This is a genomic window from Acidobacteriota bacterium, from assembly GCA_021161905.1.
Lineage (GTDB): Bacteria > Acidobacteriota > B3-B38 > Guanabaribacteriales > JAGGZT01 > JAGGZT01.
Window position 1 is genome coordinate 44295 of sequence record JAGGZT010000009.1, and the last position, 17633, is coordinate 61927.

Annotated in this window: 14 protein-coding genes and 1 tRNA gene; 3 read left to right on the plus strand and 12 right to left on the minus strand. The window is 46.3% G+C overall.

Annotated elements, in window-relative coordinates; translation table 11 throughout:
- From J7L64_01620 to J7L64_01640, 5 genes are all read right to left on the minus strand, one after another.
- Positions 1-2280, minus strand: a complete 2280-nt coding sequence (locus J7L64_01620) for a polysaccharide biosynthesis tyrosine autokinase (GenBank protein MCD6451051.1) — start codon at positions 2278-2280, stop codon at positions 1-3.
- Between the two features lie 29 nt (positions 2281-2309).
- Positions 2310-4454, minus strand: coding sequence for a VCBS repeat-containing protein (locus J7L64_01625; protein MCD6451052.1), 2145 nt, complete (start codon positions 4452-4454; stop codon positions 2310-2312).
- Complete coding sequence (locus tag J7L64_01630) at positions 4451-6304, minus strand: HD domain-containing protein (protein ID MCD6451053.1); 1854 nt, start codon at positions 6302-6304, stop codon at positions 4451-4453. The genes J7L64_01625 and J7L64_01630 overlap by 4 nt, the downstream gene beginning before the upstream one ends.
- 15 nt (positions 6305-6319) lie before the next feature.
- Entirely contained in the window at positions 6320-6556 is a 237-nt protein-coding gene (locus J7L64_01635; GenBank protein MCD6451054.1) for a helix-turn-helix domain-containing protein, read from the minus strand.
- A gap of 148 nt (positions 6557-6704) precedes the next feature.
- Positions 6705-8126, minus strand: coding sequence for a CCA tRNA nucleotidyltransferase (locus J7L64_01640; protein MCD6451055.1), 1422 nt, complete (start codon positions 8124-8126; stop codon positions 6705-6707).
- 28 nt (positions 8127-8154) lie between these two features.
- Here J7L64_01640 and J7L64_01645 point away from each other — a divergent pair, with 28 nt between their 5' ends.
- On the plus strand, positions 8155-9357 hold the full coding sequence (locus tag J7L64_01645; GenBank protein MCD6451056.1) for an alanyl-tRNA editing protein AlaX-L: 1203 nt from the start codon (positions 8155-8157) through the stop codon (positions 9355-9357).
- On the opposite strand, the gene J7L64_01650 is transcribed toward J7L64_01645, so the two are convergent.
- From J7L64_01650 to J7L64_01680, 7 genes are all read right to left on the minus strand, one after another.
- A complete protein-coding gene (locus J7L64_01650; protein ID MCD6451057.1) occupies positions 9354-9857 on the minus strand; it encodes a hypothetical protein in 504 nt (167 codons plus the stop codon). The genes J7L64_01645 and J7L64_01650 overlap by 4 nt on opposite strands.
- 47 nt (positions 9858-9904) lie before the next feature.
- The gene (locus J7L64_01655) at positions 9905-11323 is read right to left on the minus strand and encodes a B12-binding domain-containing radical SAM protein (GenBank protein MCD6451058.1); all 1419 of its coding nucleotides are present in this window, start codon (positions 11321-11323) and stop codon (positions 9905-9907) included.
- 133 nt (positions 11324-11456) lie between these two features.
- The gene (locus J7L64_01660) at positions 11457-12551 is read right to left on the minus strand and encodes a radical SAM protein (protein ID MCD6451059.1); all 1095 of its coding nucleotides are present in this window, start codon (positions 12549-12551) and stop codon (positions 11457-11459) included.
- Positions 12541-12834: a PqqD family protein gene (locus J7L64_01665; protein MCD6451060.1), complete on the minus strand. Its 294-nt coding sequence runs from the start codon at positions 12832-12834 to the stop codon at positions 12541-12543. The genes J7L64_01660 and J7L64_01665 overlap by 11 nt, the downstream gene beginning before the upstream one ends.
- The gene (locus J7L64_01670; GenBank protein ID MCD6451061.1) at positions 12818-13516 is read right to left on the minus strand and encodes a hypothetical protein; all 699 of its coding nucleotides are present in this window, start codon (positions 13514-13516) and stop codon (positions 12818-12820) included. The genes J7L64_01665 and J7L64_01670 overlap by 17 nt, the downstream gene beginning before the upstream one ends.
- A 199-nt stretch (positions 13517-13715) precedes the next feature.
- Complete coding sequence (locus J7L64_01675) at positions 13716-14876, minus strand: nucleotidyltransferase family protein (GenBank protein MCD6451062.1); 1161 nt, start codon at positions 14874-14876, stop codon at positions 13716-13718.
- 24 nt (positions 14877-14900) lie between these two features.
- A tRNA-Val gene (locus tag J7L64_01680) sits at positions 14901-14976 on the minus strand.
- Between the two features lie 153 nt (positions 14977-15129).
- Here J7L64_01680 and thrS point away from each other — a divergent pair.
- Together thrS and infC are read left to right on the plus strand one after the other, a co-directional pair.
- Positions 15130-17058 carry a threonine--tRNA ligase gene (thrS, locus tag J7L64_01685; GenBank protein MCD6451063.1) on the plus strand — a complete coding sequence of 643 codons (1929 nt, stop codon included), beginning with the start codon at positions 15130-15132 and terminating at the stop codon, positions 17056-17058.
- 45 nt (positions 17059-17103) lie between these two features.
- The gene (infC, locus tag J7L64_01690) at positions 17104-17598 is read left to right on the plus strand and encodes a translation initiation factor IF-3 (protein ID MCD6451064.1); all 495 of its coding nucleotides are present in this window, start codon (positions 17104-17106) and stop codon (positions 17596-17598) included.
- The last annotated feature ends 35 nt before the right edge of the window (positions 17599-17633 follow it).

Sequence of the window (17633 nt, forward strand, 5' to 3'; positions counted from 1 at the left end):
TTATTCTTCGGTGATATCGAGGACATCTCGGTACTCAGAATCCGCCCCCTCCCCTTTCTTCTTGGGACCTCTTCTCTTAACACCTTTAGGAGGTTTCGGAGGTCGTTTAACCGTTTTCTTTAACCTTCCGAGTAAAGCTGACAATTTCTCAGAGAAGTTTCTCTCTTCCATCGGTGTGTAGTATTTGTAGTAGTATTGGGACTCCGGAGCAAACTCGCTCACCTCAGCCCTGAGATCATTCAGCACTACCCCAAGAACAGAAGCCCTTACTGCATCGAGATGTGCCTTAGCCCTTTTCAGTACTCCTCTTCCCACTTTACCCAGCTTATAAACAAGAATGGTTCCATCGACCTTTGAGCCGAGGATTAACGCATCGGCAACCGGCAAGACTGGTGGCGAATCGGCAAAAACTATGTCAAACCTCTCTCTAACCTCCTGAAGCACCTCTTCCATCCTTCCCGAACTGAGCAATTCCGCCGGATTAGGGGGTATGATGCCACAGGTAATGATGTAGAGATGATCCAATCCTGAGCTTGTGGCTATCTTCGCTATATCCTCTACATTCCCCTGGAAGAAGTCAGTGAAGTTATGGATCGTCTCCTCTAAGGTGGTAGTCCCTAAAAGCACATCGGTCAAACCGGGCTCTCGTGGCAAACCAAACATTCGATAGACGCTGGGACGCCGCCAATCACAGCCGAGGAGCAGGGTTTTCCTGCCCATCTGAGCAGTGGAAAGGGCGAGGTTGGAAATAACGGTTGATTTTCCCTCCTCAAGAGTAGAACTGGTGACATTGAAAAGCTTGCCCCCTCTTTCTATCTTGGTGAATTCTACATTGGTCCGGAGGGAACGAAAGGCTTCAGCGACTGGGGAGTTCGGCTGATAAAGGGTTACCAGATTCGCCATCCAATCGAGGGAGGAGCTTCTACCAACAGTGGGGAGAGAACTGAGGATTACCTCCTTCATCTCCGAGGTATCGATGTGAGGAATAACCCCTAAGACCTGGAGGTTGAGATATGTTTCCACATCCTCAATGGTGCCGATTGAGGTATCCAAGGTCTCCACAACAAAAGCCAACACCACCCCTAAAAAGATACCTACTAACACACCTAAGAGGGTTCTCGTTCCCTTGGTTGATTTCCTCAGTGGAATGGCGTTGGTGGCGCGATGAACTATCTCCACCTCCTTTATCTTCTCTGACTCCTGTATCAGCGCCTCTTGATACTTGCTTTTCAGCAAGAGATAGCTTTCTTCGTTAAGTTTCAGATCCCGTTCCAGTTCCGCAAGTTTCATCGACTTCTCTGGTATTTGTGCCAACCGAGCACTAAGTTCTCTCTCCCTTCTCTCAAGGGTCGATAAGTGAACTCGGTACTCCCGGATTATGTTGCTGATTATCTCCCTTATTTCCTTCTCTATCGCTACTACCTCGGGTGCTTCTTCCGTATAGTGCTTGAGAAGCTCTTCCTCCCTTAGCTGAAGATCGATCAACCTCGCATTCAACTTCTGCAGTGTAGGATTACCCTTATCCTCAAGAACCCAATCGATCCTTCCTTTTTTCCTCCCCCTCTGTCTCTCCTCAAGTTGGGCGATCTGGGTCGCAAGGGTGCTCTTTTCCTTCCTTACGGCATCGAGCTCTTTTTGAAGGTAGGACACCTCATCAGCAGAAAGGCTGAGGCTTCCTAAGTTCCTCTTCTTAAAAGCCTTAAGGCGTTCTTCGGCTTGCTTCAGCCGCTCCTCATAAATGGCGAGCTGACGCTCAATGAACTTCCTCTTTTCGATCGCCTGACGATTCCGTTCATAGGTACTCCTCTCTTGATATACCTCAGCAGTGGTATTGACCAATTTAATTGCCATCTCTGGGGTCGTAGCAGTTGCCGAGATCTCCACGATGCTTGTCTTCTCCGCTGGCTCCGTCTTTATCATCTGTTGGAGCCTGGAGACGACCTGAACATATTCCTTCCTCTTCAACACCTCTTCATCCGGGATATCGGGGATCAGCTTCAGTTTCTTGGCTACCTCGATCATAATGGGTTGGGATTGGATAATCCGAGCCTGGGTTTCAAGGGTATCTCCAGGAGCGAAAGTAAAGGTTTGAAGGAGGAAACCGGCGATCGAGGTGACCTTGGTTATCTTCACGCTGGAGGTGGCTCGGTAAAGGGGTTTGGTGGCGGGGGTAAGGAGAAAAGTAAATAGCCCAACAAGGATGGGCATGGTGAAGACATAAAACTTCCGCTTTCTAAGGATGCGGAGGTAATCTCGAAGGTTCATTTCATATTGAGCCATTTCTCCCCGGCTCCTTTCGCAAAGTTTCCTTAACGCTCGCTCAATTTCTTCATCGTGTATATCGTATAAACGCTTGTTAGAGCGGGATGAAATACCTTTATAAAATCACTAATCTTCGCAAAGAAAGAGCGAGGTACATATACGATGTCATCCCTGCTAAGGGGGATATTCTGGGTTACATCCACCCCCTTAAGGACCTTTGTAAGGTCAACTACTATTATCTCTGGCTTCTTCAGATAGTTTCCCCGAACCACGAAAACCTGCTTCAGATTGGCGTCCTTGGTAAAGCTTCCCGCTTTAGATATAGCCTCAAGAAGTCGCGTCCCTTCCCTCAGTTCTATGATCCCAGGTTTGTTAACCTCTCCTAAAACCAACGCTCTATTTTCGCTCAGGATTAGGGAGGGGATATAAATCACATCCCCATCATCCAATATTGGGTTCTGGGTTAAATCTCCTTGGGAGATAGCCCGGAAGAGATTCAGGACTACCGTCTTCCCCCTCCTGGTTAATCTCACCCGACTGAGATCACCCCTTGGGGTGGCTCCTCCATGTTGGGAGATAAACGATATAAGGTCGGTCTTACCGGTCAACGGGTACTTGCCAGGACCTGTTCCCGCTTGAGCAGTAGCCATCACCTCACCGAGGATGGAGACCCTATGTCCAACATATTTAGTAACTTTTACCTCTACCGCAGGAAGTCGAATAAATTTCCTTACTCTCTTCAATAGCTCCTGTTTCAATTCGGTGGCGGAAAAGCCCGCCACTTTGATCGTCCCTATGTTCATAAAGGGGATAAAAATGGTGCCGTCATTCTCCACAGTGAACTTAAAGCTTTTTTCCTCAGCTCCAGTCCAGAAATTTATCCTCAGCTCGTCCTGAGGGGCTATTCGATACTCGGGGAACCCCATCTTGGTAGTAAAAACCATATTTTCAGTAACGAGATGGGAAAGAATCATCCTTTTCTCTTTTTTAATCGGTGGAGAGAAACGAGAGGTAACCTCGTTTAAAACCTTTATCTTGCCACCTACTGTTTGAAGCCAGACCTGAACCCCCTCGTCATAACTTCCAGCAATGATATCAAGAAGACCGTCTAAATTTAAATCACCAAGGGTTATCCCATAGTACACATTCTCTTTAGCCAATCCCAACTTCATCTCTTTAAACCCTTTCCCCCGAAAAGAAAATACAATGATCCCCTGAGAGGTCAATGAGCTCGCTAATACCTCTAACCCTGCTCTTCGATCTATATCACCAGCAACTATACCATAAAAAGAACCTTTATCCGTTATCATCCTCGGCTTGGGATTAAAACTCCCCTTATGGTTGAAAAAAACCGCTAACCCCTCAGGATAGAGGGAAGCCAACACATCAAGCCAACCATCACCATCAATATCGGCAAGAGAGAGACCAGAAAACTTACCCTTGGAGATGAATATCGAGGGGGACCAACCTCCCTTCCCATCTCCCAACCAAACGAGAAGAGCTCCTTTTAATCCCAGTTCGGTTGCTACTATATCTAAATGTCCATCATGGTTGAGGTCTCCAGAGGCAACTGCCCTAAAGCTTCCAGAAGAGCGAGGTCCCCTTCCAGAAAGCCAATTCCTATCCCCTCTATTCAGCCAGACATACACCCCTCCTTCAGAACCAGGGCTTAGATTGGCAGCAGCCACATCGGGTTTTCCATCTTCATCGAAATCACCTATCGCTACACCTTCAAAACCATTTTTGGTGCTTAAATATAGAGGAGCCTCCCATCTGCCATCACCTTTGGAGATAAATACTGCCACCCCTCGTTCCTCCCCAGTAAAGGAGGCAACCAAATCAGAATTTCCATCCTTATCAAAATCAATCGCTTTTACCGAATGTACCTCAGCTCCAGAAAGGGGAGAATTGATTTCAACGAAACTACCATCTCCCTTTCCTACCCAAACCCTTATTCCGCCAGGCTGAAAAGAGCCGGCAGCAAGATCAGGGATCCCATCACCATTGAAATCGCCTACCGCAACCCCGTAATACCCTCCACTACTCACTGGACCCAACTCTTCTGACCAATCTCCCCATGGCAGGCGGGAGGAAAGCTTAATCCCCGAGGCACAAGAAAGCACAAAAAGAGCCGAAAGAACAAAGGCGATCAAACCAAAAATCGCTTCACAAGAAGAGGGGTTTCTCTTCATTTTGGAAGCTCCTCCTCATCTATTGACTTCTCTATAAATAGAAACGGCATTTCCTTTAGGTTAACGGTCTTGGGTGGTTCAACTTTGTTCCCCTTAGCATCGTAAACGATCTCTACCTTCGGCCGAAGGAGATTATCCCTCTCTATCTCGACGACCCGCCCTATCTCACCATTGTTAAGTTGAACATAGCTATTTAAGGGAAAGAGGCTAAACTCGTTGACCATCGCCTTCACCACCTGGCTGGGAAGATAATCTTCTTTCAATCTTATCACCTTCTGTAGGGCATCGTGGGCGATAAACTTCCTCCTCCAAGCTCGGGGATGAGAAAACGCCTCAAAGATATCCGCTGCTTGGATTATACTGGCAAAGGGGTGGATCTCCTCTCCCTTAAGACCTCGCGGATAACCCTGTCCTTGATGCTTCTCATGTTCTTGGTAGGCTATCTCAGCTATCCAGTGAAACTCCTCTCCCGCTTCCCGTATCATCTCATAAGTATACCGGGGGTGTTCCTTGACCAATTCAAACTCCTCCGGAGTGAGCCTCCCCGGTTTGTCCATTATGCTTCGAGGTAGTCTCGCCATTCCCAGATCATGCACCAAAGCTACCTCTGCCAGTCTTACCAATTCACTCTCCGGGTAATTCAGCCCAAACCCGATCTTAGTGGCAATTATCCCCACATTAACCATATGTCGAGGGAGATGATACTCCGGCATAGGCTGTAATGCTCTAAAGATCAATTCGCTTCCCTCCCGTAAAGAGGAAACTATCCTTCTCGCATACCCCTCAAGTGGCTTTAAATTCAGCCTTTCCCCTTTCTCCGCTTGGGATACCAGACTCGAAAGATAAGAGAGAAGTTCAGAATAAAGTACCGAATCGCCTCCCTTCTTCTCTTTAGCTTTTGCTTCTGAAGGCGCCCCTTCCTTAATTAAAGGAGTACTTCCTCCCCCACCTTCCACCGATCCTTTAAACAGGGTGAGCATCTCCCCCACTACCCGGGCAGAAGCGCTTCTTTCCCCAAAAAAGTTCTCTCTCTCCGGGAGAATGGCAGTCACTAAATCGCTATATCTCACCAATAGTTCCTTTAATATCTCCGGTGTTACCTGCTTAACCTGCTTTTGAGCAGCAGCCATCAATCCTAATTCAGCAAGTAAGTTAACCCTCTTCAAATCACCCTGGGTGTAAGCATAAATAAGGGAAATGGTCTCCTTAGGGAAGACATCGGAGGTTCCTCCACTCTTAACTAATCTGAACTTGAAATAGTCAACAAGGAAATCAACAGAGATAGCCGGCAGGCTAAGCTTCAAACTGATATCCGCCAACATAGGAGCTTGGGATTTCATCAACGGTAGAAGCTCGGGCAGACCAGTTAGAAATACCGTTAGTGGAAAGTCTACAGTCACCGTTGCCCTTATAAGCTCTTCGAGTTCAGTAAATATCTTTTCGTCAGAGATATGATGGGCGTCTTCAAGGATGAAAACCACGGGGGAAAAATTGAAAATGTTCCGAAAGGAAGAGAAGATGAGCTCGGAAAGACCAGCGGGAACCCTCTTCCTCTCCCTTTCTCCCCGAAGTTTATCCGCCAATTGGGAAATAAATTCTCCCCTTGATAGATTGGGAAATAACTTGAGATGAAGGAACTCCTTGTAGGGAAATCTTTGCTCAACCATTTGGACTAAGGTGCTTTTCCCCCCGCCCTTAGCGCCGGTTAGAATAACTACTTCCCTCCCCTCCCCAATGGCGAGGGATAGAAGTTCCAAAACCTCGACCTCCTTTTCAGAGAGATAAACAAGGTCAGGGTTAAACATATTGGCAAAGGGATTCTTTTTTAGGTTAAAGTAATCTCGATACATAAACCCTCCCCCAGCTTATCTACCCTTCCTCGATCCAAATGACCCTCCCTTCCTCTCCGCAAGCCAATCATCAATAAGATCCCGCCGAAAACGCCACTGATTCCCTACCTTAGTAGCAGGTATCATATCATTTTTCGCTAATCTGTAAATAGTAGAACGATGAACCCGGATATATCTCGCTACTTCATCCACCGTCATAATCTGGGGATCATTTTTTCTTTCTATTGCCTTCTCTCCTTCTTTCTTTATCATTTGGTATCAATTATTAGCAATATTAACCATCATTACCCAATAAAAAACCCCTTTACTTCTACATTATATTATTTATTTTACCAAATTAAGTTGAATTGTCAAGCATTTTCTCTAACTGAGAGAAAAATAAAGTCTTAACGGTAAATCTTTAGATTTTCTTTTCCAGATGATCCCCAAGTAGCTTTCTCACATATTCGATCGCCTCCCCTTTATTCCTCACCATCTTTAAAACCTGCGCCTCTCTTACCGCCTCAAGAAGTTTACCTATCACTCTCCCTTGCGGAAGGTGAAACCACTTAATAAGCTCGTCCCCATTCACTAAAAGCTGACTTTCAATCGCTGGAAGGTAGAAAGCGTAATATCCCAGGAGAAGTCTTTCGACCAAGGTGAAAACTGGTTCACCCTTCAACGCCACAAAAAGAAGAAGGGCAGAAGGAAATTCACTTCCCACCCTCCTTAAAAGATGGAACAGCTCCCTTTTCGATCCTGAAAATTTAGGAGATAGAAAGAGAAGAGAACGATAACCGCGTAAAACATCAAGCAGAAACCTCCTCTCTTCCCGACTAAGCCGAAAGCCTTCTCCCAATCGTTTAATCCTCTCCTCGGTGGGAGGAAGAAGTTCCCCTTGGTGGGAGGTAAATAATAGAGAAAAAAACTTTAGAAGTAAAAGCTTAGGACGGGCGTAGACAAGCTCCTGGGACAGTTCCTCCCTCAACCTTTGGAAAAACCGGGGGAAAACCTCAGCGAGGCTGGAGATAACCTCTTCCAGCCTTCCCAGTGGTGAAAGTTCCACCCTCATCGCCTCAGCAGAGAGGAAAGGGGAGAGAATCTGGAAAAGAAGCCCCTTTGCCTCGGTCATCCCTAATATAGAACAAGCCCTTTCCCCTTTAAGGATGGTCATAAGTTCAAAGGATACCCTCTCTGGAGAGGCTTCTTTGATGTTTTCCTTATCCCTGGATATCAGAAATAGAGTAGTGTTCTCTATCTTGAACTGAAGTTCTTCCGCCAGACGAAAGGCGCGAAGGAGCCTTACTGGATCATTCACAAAAATATCCTCCCCAACCGCCCGAATGAGCTTCCTTTTAAGGTCAAAACAGCCTCCTTGCGGATCAATTAGATCCACTTCAACACTTCCTCTTAGGGCAGATAGAGGAACCGCCATTGCATTTATAGTGAAATCTCGAGCGAGAAGATCAAGTTCTATTCCTCCTTCCGATAATCGGGAAATATCGATGCTGAGACGCCTTCCTTCTTTCACTACCACTCGAATCACCTCTTTCTCTTTCCCCAGCTTGAAGAAAGAAGCCTTAGAGAAAAGGCGGCCTATTCTCGATCCCAACTCCATCGGTTCCACATCCACCGCCAGATCAAAATCAGCTACCTCTCTTTTTAAGAGGATGTCTCGCACCGCTCCCCCAACAAGATATATCTTTCCTCCCTTAGCAATTTCTGCCACCTTCCTGAGGATATCCCTTAATTCTCCCGGTACCCCGACGAGGCTCACCCTCATAACAAACGGTATCTTACCACCAAGATGAGCAAGGGACAAACTTGACCCAATCTCCTCCAATATGCTATCTTTCCTGCGGTGAAAAATTATGACCGTGAGGCTTTATCTGGATAATTCCTATTGCAAAAAGTTCACTGCCACCGTCAAGAAGGTAAAACGGGAGAATGATCTTTGGGCAGTTATTTTGGATAAAACCGCCTTCTTCCCCACCTCTGGTGGGCAACCTCATGATACCGGATGGCTTGATGGAAAGGAGGTAATCGATGTATTTGAAGATGGAGAGGAGGTTGTTCATTTGATCAAGGAGGAGATAAAGGAGAAAACGGAGGTAGAGGGAGAAATAAACTGGAAACGTCGCTTCGATCATATGCAACAACATACTGCTCAACATCTTCTCTCCGCTGTCCTTCTCGAGCTCTATCGCCTCCAGACGGTAGGTTTCCACCTCGGCTCCGAGGTTACCACTATCGATCTTCCTTTACCCAACCTCGAGGAGAGAGCACTTATTAAAGCAGAGGAGATGACAAATGAATTGATTACGCGTAACCTCGGAATAAGGGCTTATTTTATGCCCCGGGAGAAAATATCGGAGCTGAATTTGAGAAAAAAAGAGGAGATCCCTAAGGGTACCTTCCTCCGGGTAGTGGAGATAGAAGGGGTCGATCGCTCCCTCTGCTGTGGCACTCACCTCGCTCACACTGGGGAAATCGGGATGATAAAGATAATCCAAAAAGAGAAGGTGAAGGGGAACACTCGGATAGGCTTCCTCGCTGGTTTCCGCGCCTTAAGGGAATATCAACGGGAACATCAACTATTAAAAGAGCTTTCCTCAGAACTTAACTTTAGCTTTGATGAACTGAAAAAGGCGATAGAGAACCTCAAACTCAAAGGAAAAAGACTAAAGAGAGAGAATAAGGAATTAAGGAATAAGTTAGCGGACCTTCTGGCGGAGAGGATGATCAGCGAGGGGGAAGAAGAAGGAGATATTTTGGTATATTCTGGGATCTTAAAAGGTATAGATAGGGAAACCCTTAGGCTTTCGGTAATAAAAGGGGCGAACAAGAGAAAAGCGGTTCTTCTCGTCGGAGGGATAACGGGGGAAGAAGTTCATCTGATCTTCGCCTCCTCCAAAGGATTAGGTCTCCCAATGCACGAAGCTATGGAAAAGGTGGTGCCTCTAATAAAAGGAAAAGGCGGCGGTAGTAAGGAATTTGCCTCAGGTGAAGGAAACGATCCATCCCGGCTTGAAGAGGCGCTCCTATTAGCGAGAAAAACCTTAAGAATCGGTTAGTTTCTCCTCTCAAAAAAGGATAGGAGTCGGAGTGGTAAGCGATAGATCCTTTCCGAGAAACGGAGGAACCCTCTCTTCCATCCGGAAGAAGGGGGGTTATCCCAGAAGGTGCGATAGAAATTGGATCTTCCTAAAGTTCGGTATAGGATATGGGAGTAAAAAGCGATAAGGAGGGGAAGGTATCTATTTTTCTTCCTAAGGGTTATCTTTCTTCCCTCCCTTATCACCCCTTCAACCCTCCCTATGATAGCAGAAGAAGGGATATAGCCATCTATATCGAGAAGGACATCCCCTTTAATGACGAATTTCAGCTCACCATCCCCTTCTATTACCCTTATCACCCGATGAGAGAAGAGCTTTCCCTCCTTCATAAAAAGGACGATGTCCCCACGACTTATCTCTTTTGGGGGTATATAACGCACCTCCATCAGTTCGCCATCACGGATGGAATAACCCATACTCCTCCCCCGACATCTGAGGAAGAGGGGCTTCTTTCTCATTATCTCCCTTAGAAGCTCGGTTTCTACCTCTATGGGGATATCCCTTTTCATTCTGGCGATTTTTTCTTAATAAGCTGGGAATAAAGGAGGGAAAGGGTGGTATGATAATTTGTATATCGTTCCATTAGGATCCGATCGATCTCCCGCTCCAGTTTCCTTCGGAGCTCAATAAGTTTCTCCATAGGTAACGAGGTGAGATTGACCACCGGTCTATTGGTAAAATCTGGCCTTAAGCTGAGGAATTCCTTCACCCCTTTTATCTTCCCCCGTTTCACCGCCTCCATAAAAAGAGGAGTGCCCGGTATGGGAGTGAGATAGAAAAAATGGACCTGAGGAAAAACACTCCAGTAGGAAAGAGGGCGAAAGGCTTCATCGACAAACCTTATTGTATCCTCTACTGTCTCTTCATTCTCCTCAAACATCCCGATCATAAAGTACATTACTGGGGTAAGTCCGGCGTCAACCGTAGCTCTTATCGCCTCGATAGCTCGCTCTACCTTTACTCCTTTCTTAAAGGCATCGAGTATCCGCTGGCTACCACTTTCGATCCCATACCTTATTGAATAACAGCCAGCCTCTTTCATTTTACGGTACATCTCGAGGTCAGCGGTATTGACATGACCATTACAGGTCCAAAATATCTTCAAGCCCTCGCTAAGAACCCTCTCACAGAACTCCATCACTCGATCCTTATTGAAAGTGAAGATGTCATCCCAGAAGTAGAAATTGTTCAGCTTATATCTTTTATAAAGCTCCTTTATCTCCGCTATCAGGTTCTCTATTGAGCGAGCACGGATTTTGTTACCTTTAATATTATGGTCGCAATAGGTACATTGATAAGGACACCCTCTACTCCCTATAACCGCCATTTGCCCAGATACATAACGCTCCTTAGTGGAAAGATCAGGGTCGAAGAAAACATTCCTTCGATAAAACTCTATCGGAAAGAGATCCCAAGAAGGAAAAGGGATAGAATCGAGGTCCTCGAGAAACCGACGGGGCGAGGTGAAAATCGCCTCCCCTTCTTTCCTATAGGCAATCCCGGGAATGGAATCAAAGGTTCCCCCGGAAGCGATTGCTGAGAGAAGTTCCGGAGTAGTCTCTTCACCCTCCCCGATTACGATAAAATCAACCGGTAGTTGCTCCAACAGATAGCGCGGAATGGCGGTAGCTAAGCTTCCACCAAGAACTATCTTCGTCTCTGGATGATAATGCTCAAAGGCTCGGATAAGACCCTCAATGTACCCATAGTTCTTGATCATCCCAGTAATACCAACCACATCATAGCCTTTGGCAGAACGAATCTGAGCAACCGCTTTATTAAGAGAAACCTGGGGAGCATTAAGGTCCCATACCTCTACCTTTATCCGCCGGGAAAGAAGGGAAGAAGCAACATAAGCAAGGCCCAAGGGGAAACTGGGGACTATATCCTCTCCATAAGAGGGATTAATAAGAAGAACCTTCATTTCGTCTTAACTTCTTATCACTGCGCTACCCGGTCCCTTCCTCGGACAACAGGTCATTTGCGGTGTCTGAGTGGGGGTGTAGTTAAAGGTACATTGAAGAGCCGCTTCCTCAAATACCTTTTCCGAGGTAATTTTAGGTTTTTGATAGGGTTTTTTCGCCATTTTTCTCCCTCACCTTGTTCTCATTTTCTAATTTATTGACTATTTTTGCAATACGGCAAGCCTCCCGATAGGGAGAGCGGACATCCCCCTCCTCAAGCTCTGCCAGAGCAGGACAGCGGAGACATTTCAAAAAGAAGGGGCACTTTCTACATTCAGCGAGATCCGAAAGATGGATCTCCCGCAGTCTCAGAAAGATGGGGGATGAAGCCCAAATCTTAGAAAAATGATCTATTTTAAGGTCACCAGCTGCTCTAAGAAATTGGGCACAAGGGAAGACAAGCCCATTAGGGGAAATCCTTGCCGAGTTCACTCCCGCCCCGCAAGGATGAGTGGTAGCAAGATACTCCTCATCCATTGAGGGTTGCTCTTTAGATTCACAAACAGGATCTTCCCTGGTGGGAGTAGTCGTTTTGAATAGAAAATAAAGCTCCTCATCGGTTAATCGGAGTGAGAGGGGTGATCTATCTCCGTTATTCCTTGGGGAAATAATAACCGAACCGCGGAAGCCCGCGCCGATCTTCTCAACCAGATCCAGTAGTTCCCTGGCTTCATTAATATTTTCCCTCATCCAAAGCGTTTTCAACACCACCCTGACCCCCATCTCCTTAAGGAGCTTAGCACTTTCTATCGTTTTCTCAAACGATCCAGCTACCCTCGTTATCCTCTCGTGAGTGCGTGCTTTTGCTCCGTAAATGCTTATCTCCACTGACCAAGGGGAAAAGGAGGCTATTCTCTTAGCAATATCTCTGGTTATAAGAGTGCCGTTGGTGAAAATGGTGATAGCAAACCGTTTTTTTCTAAGGTACTCTACTATATCAAAGAAATCGCTTCTAAGAAGGGGCTCACCCCCAGTCAAGGTGAGAAAAAGGGTTCCTGCCTCAGCCAGATCGTTCGCTATCTCCTTTATCTTAGACAGGGGAAGCTCCTCCTCTTTCTCTCCAAGAAGATAACAATGGCGACACTCGAGATTACAGCGATAGGTGAGCTCCCAAATAATGGAAAAGGGCAGAGCCTTCTCCCTCGTTTTTGCGATAAAGTGGGATAAAACGCCCTCCTCAACCTTCATCTCCTGCCCCTTGTATTACGATTATTCCCTTCTCCTTTAGTTCCCCGAGGAACTCAAGCACATCTCTTTCTGCCTGTCTTTCATCTACTTCGTACTCTTCGCATATCTTGGCGATCAAATCGCCAACCTTTATCCCCGTGTCTATAAGCTCCCAAATTCTCGTTCCTACTTCGTTTAGGGTATGGATCACTCGGTCTTTAGCGGTGAGGATTATCGCCTCTCCCTGGATTACCCGAAAGGCGAGATCATCGCTCCGAGATACAAAGTCATCGGGCTTTATCATCGGCAATCACCTTCCATAATTCCCTCGTGGGCTTAAAATGAAGCTTATAACAGGGAACGCTCAAGATCAACTCCTCAGCTGTCCCCATAAACTCCTCGATTCGGGTAGAATCGGTTTCAAAAAGGAGGGAATTACTCACCACTTCTTTAAGAGAGAAGGGAAGAGAGGCTGGTTCAAGGTAATTCAGTTCATCCTTCTGGTTGAGAAATAAGGCACCAAGGGGAACACCGAAGTTTGCTCGAAACCTCCGGCTAAAACCGGCAAAGGGGGTGCCGAAAACCCAGAAGTCTCCATTCTTCTTAACCACCAATGAAAGTTCATCGGTCAAAACAGTGTAAGATGGAGGAGTAAGTTTGGCTATGGTGGACTTGCCGCTTTCTGAGGGACCAATGAACAACGCCCCCCTTCCCCCCATCCTAACCCCCGCAGAATGGATAAGTAAGCCTTTATGTCTCAAGCTCAATCGGGAAAAGAGGATCCTCATAAGGGAATCGAGAGCTGTTGGATTTATATCCTTAAACAAAGCGTACCCCACATCCCCATCCTCTCCAATAATGGCAAAAGCCCCTTGCAGATGGACGAGTGTCTCATTATCCCTTTTTAATAACTGTGGAGGCATATCCGGAGGCAGCTCCTCAAGACCAAGGTTTATAAGCTCCCTTTTGTACCTTTCTTTATCCACTTCTATTAAGATCGAATATTCCCCAACTCTATCATTTATAAATGGATGATAATAAGAACGCACACTCTTTAAGAAAGAAGGCGAGGAGAAGGATAAAGTAAGGCCTATCCCTCCAATATCTAAATTTAACCCCCTCTTTTTATTTTTTACAAATTGCCACATTTCCCTATCCAGTTTTAATTTTATCATACACCGTAGCTTAGGTCAATCGAACCTTTTTCTTCAATAGGTTAGCACACAAGTTTAACATCATAAAAAATATCTTCATTAACCGTAAAGGATAAGCAAGAAAAGAGAGTCTTGAATAAAGGGGGACCATCTCCCTCATTATTTCGGGACGAGGAAAGGCGGTTTCCAGAGCGAAATGAAATCGATTTCTAAAACCCTTTATTGAAAGAAGAAAAAGGAGATCGCCAAAATAGGGAAGAGGTGCAAAAGAAAGAAGCTTCCTATATCCTATCTCCTCGAGGAGATTCAAGGGTGGTTTCGTTAATGAATGGATTAAATCCTCTGAAATATTGGGGTTCAGATGGGTTTTAATAAAACCCAAGGAGAAGAGGAGGCTCCGGTCCAGATTTAGCCTTCCTGCTAACTTCCGAAGAACATCTAGGTCTAAATTGCTCAAACGAATTAGCTCGCTCAGATCGACGAACCAAATAAGACGGGAGAACGAATGCCTCTGGAGATGGGAAGCAAGATAGAGAAATTCATCCTCCGGGGAAAGGTAGAGGGCATAAGGGAAAGGACCCTCTTTAGTCCTTGCTTTCTCCCAAATCTCATTTATATCGAAGGAGAAGACAAACCTCCTCGCTTTAATCCGGCTCACATTACCGAGCTCTTGATGGATGTCGAGCAGAAGCTCTCCATCGGAAAAAAGATGGGTGTATCTTCCCACCTGTTCGAACCCGAGCTCGGCAATGATCGAGACTACTCTATCCATATCTCCTTCTCTTATCAAGAGGTCAACATCACCTATTGGGCGAAGCCCGGGATCAGGATAAAGGGTTCCGATAAGGGCAATGCCTTGTAGGAGAATAAAATCTACACCCTTCTTGGCAAATATCTCTCCTATCTCAGCGAAAGCTTGTAGGGTAAACTCATTCGTTCGCTTTGTGCGCCAATAAAGCGCTTTTAGGGTATCAACTACCTTTTGAGGTATCCCCTTATCTTTAAGGTTGTGATAAAGAAGAGGAGCCACTCCCTCTATTTCTGCCCGCTTCACCAACAGCTCCCAATCAAGCGGGGAGTTTAGAAGCCTCCTCAAATCCCTCTCAAGCTCTGGGGTTAGCTCAAGGTGGGAACAAGCAAGGATTAAGCTCTCCTCCCTGGAGAGAGATAGAAGATCTCTTTTTATCATCATATCCTACAGAGAGGTAAAATAAAATGGTGGGCGGTACTGGACTTGAACCAGTGACCTTTGGCTTGTCGAGCCAACGCTCTCCCAACTGAGCTAACCGCCCACACTCTCTTTTGGATTATAGGGAGAAGGGCGCTCTTTTGTCAAGGATATTTCGATAGGCGATGATTGAGGAGAAGATGTAGGTTGACAACCGAATTATTCCTTTGCTAATATGGGTGGGCTTTTTATTTGGTTCGTTAAAGAGAAGACGGAAATGGAAGAGATAAAGATAGAACTTAGCGGGGGCAAAGAAATAACCGTTTCCAAAGGAACCACCCTTAAGGAGGTCGCCTCCTTAGTCGGAATTGTGGATGCTATCGCAGCGAAGAGCGGAGAAGGGAGGTTGATCGATTTGTCCTCCTCGTTAACTACCAGCGCCCGAGTGGAGTTCATCACCCCCTCTTCACCGGAGGCAGTGGAGATACTTCGCCATTCTGCTGCCCATGTGCTTGCCCAAGCGGTTTGTGAGCTGTTCCCTGGAGTAAAGGTAGGCATTGGACCCGCCATCGAGGACGGTTTCTATTACGACTTCTTGAAAGATACCCCCTTCACCCAGGAAGATTTGAAGAGGATAGAGAAGCGAATGAGGGAGATAATCTCCGCAGACATTCCCATAAGGAGAAAGGAGCTTACCAAGGAAGAAGCAATAAAGCTATTCTCAGATATGGGACAGGATCTCAAGGTAGAGCTCATCGAGGAAAGAGGCGGCGAGGTGGTAAGCGTCTATGAACAGGGAGGGTTCATAGATTTCTGTCGCGGACCCCATCTCCCCTCGACCGGATTTATCAAGGCGGTAAAGGTGCTCAAATCCTCAGGCGCATATTGGAAGGGAGATGAGCGGAACCCAATGCTTCAAAGGATCTACGGCACCGCTTTCTTTTCGGAAGAGGAGCTCGAAGAATACTTAAATAAGGTTGAAGAGGCAAAAAAAAGAGATCACCGCCTTTTAGGCAAAGAGCTCGAGCTCTTCTCCATCCCAGAGGAAGGCGGTCCTGGTCTGGTATACTGGCATCCCAGAGGGGCGATGATCTACCAGATCATCGAGGATTTCTGGAAGAAGGAGCATCTCGCCCGAGGGTATAAGCTCGTCAAAACCCCCCATATTGCTCGAGCAGATCTCTGGAAGGCTTCAGGCCATTATGAATTTTACCGTGAGTTTATGTATACCCTTTCTATCGAGGACGAGGAATATGTGCTCAAACCGATGAATTGTCCTCTCCACATCCTTATCTATAAATCAAAGCGGAGAAGCTACCGCGAACTTCCCATCCGGTTTGCGGAGATGGGCACAGTGTATCGCTACGAGCGTTCTGGCGTCCTCCACGGTACTCTCCGGGTGCGAGGATTCACTCAGGATGATGCCCATATTTTCTGTACCCCAGAGCAACTTCCGGAGGAGATCTTGGGTGTCCTTGATTTAGCCAATCATATCCTCTCAACCTTCGGTTTTGATAGGTTTGATGTCGAACTTTCGGTGAGAGACCCAGCCAAAAAGGAAAAATACGCGGGAAGTGATGACGAATGGCTGCAGGCGGAGAATGCTCTCGAGCAAGCCCTAAAAAAACGGGGAATCTCCTACCGCCGGATGGAGGGAGAGGCGGTATTTTACGGTCCCAAAATAGATATTAAGTTGATCGATTCTTTGGGGAGAGGATGGCAGGCAACTACCATCCAGTTCGATTTTAATCTCCCTCGTCGGTTAGGGGTTTATTACATCGGTTCCGATTCTAAAGAGCATCCGGTATTTATGGTTCATAGGGCGATACTCGGTTCGCTTGAGCGGTTTATCGGCACCCTGATAGAGCATTATAAGGGTGCTTTCCCCGTGTGGCTTTCGCCGGTTCAAATAATTGTCATTCCAATCGCGGATCGGCACCACCCTTATGCCCGCAAGGTAGCCGAGGTCCTCAAGAAGGAGGGCCTAAGGGTGGAGATTGATGATCGCTCGGAAAAGGTAGGTTATAAGATCCGGGAGGCACAGCTTGCTAAGATACCCTTTATGCTGATTCTGGGGGATAAAGAGGAGGCTGAGGGAAATGTGGCGGTGAGAAACAGGTTGAAGGGAGATATTGGCAGATTTAGCTTGGAGGTTTTCATCTCCGAGATAAAAGACCTTATTGACAAGAAGGCTCTGACTCCCTAAACTAAAAAGGGGAGGTGATTGCATATTCAACATCGAGATTTAAGGATTAATCATCAGATAAGGGCAAAAGAAGTAAGAGTAGTAGACGAGTCAGGTAAGCAGATAGGGATAATGCCTATTGAGGAAGCGAGAGCGCGGGCAGAAGAAGCAGGGCTTGATTTAGTGGAAATAGCGCCAAATGCAGATCCCCCTGTTTGCAAGATAATAGATTACGGGAAATTTAAGTACCAACTAAGCAAAAAAGCACAGGAGGCGCGAAAGAATCAGAAAACGACACAGCTTAAGGAGATAAAATTCCGCCCTAAGATAGATGAGCATGACTATCAGTTTAAGAAGAACCATATAATAAGGTTTCTCACTGCTGGTCATATGGTAAAGGTTACCGTGATGTTTCGAGGAAGGGAGATGGTTCATACCGAGATGGGGAGGAGGATTTTGGATCGGCTCATCGTGGATTTAGAAGAATTGGCTCGGGTGGAGCGGGAACCGAAGTTGGAAGGAAGAAATATGTCGATGATCTTCGCTCCTAAAAAGAAATAATCCTTTTCCCCAAGAAACAACCGTTTTCTTGAAGG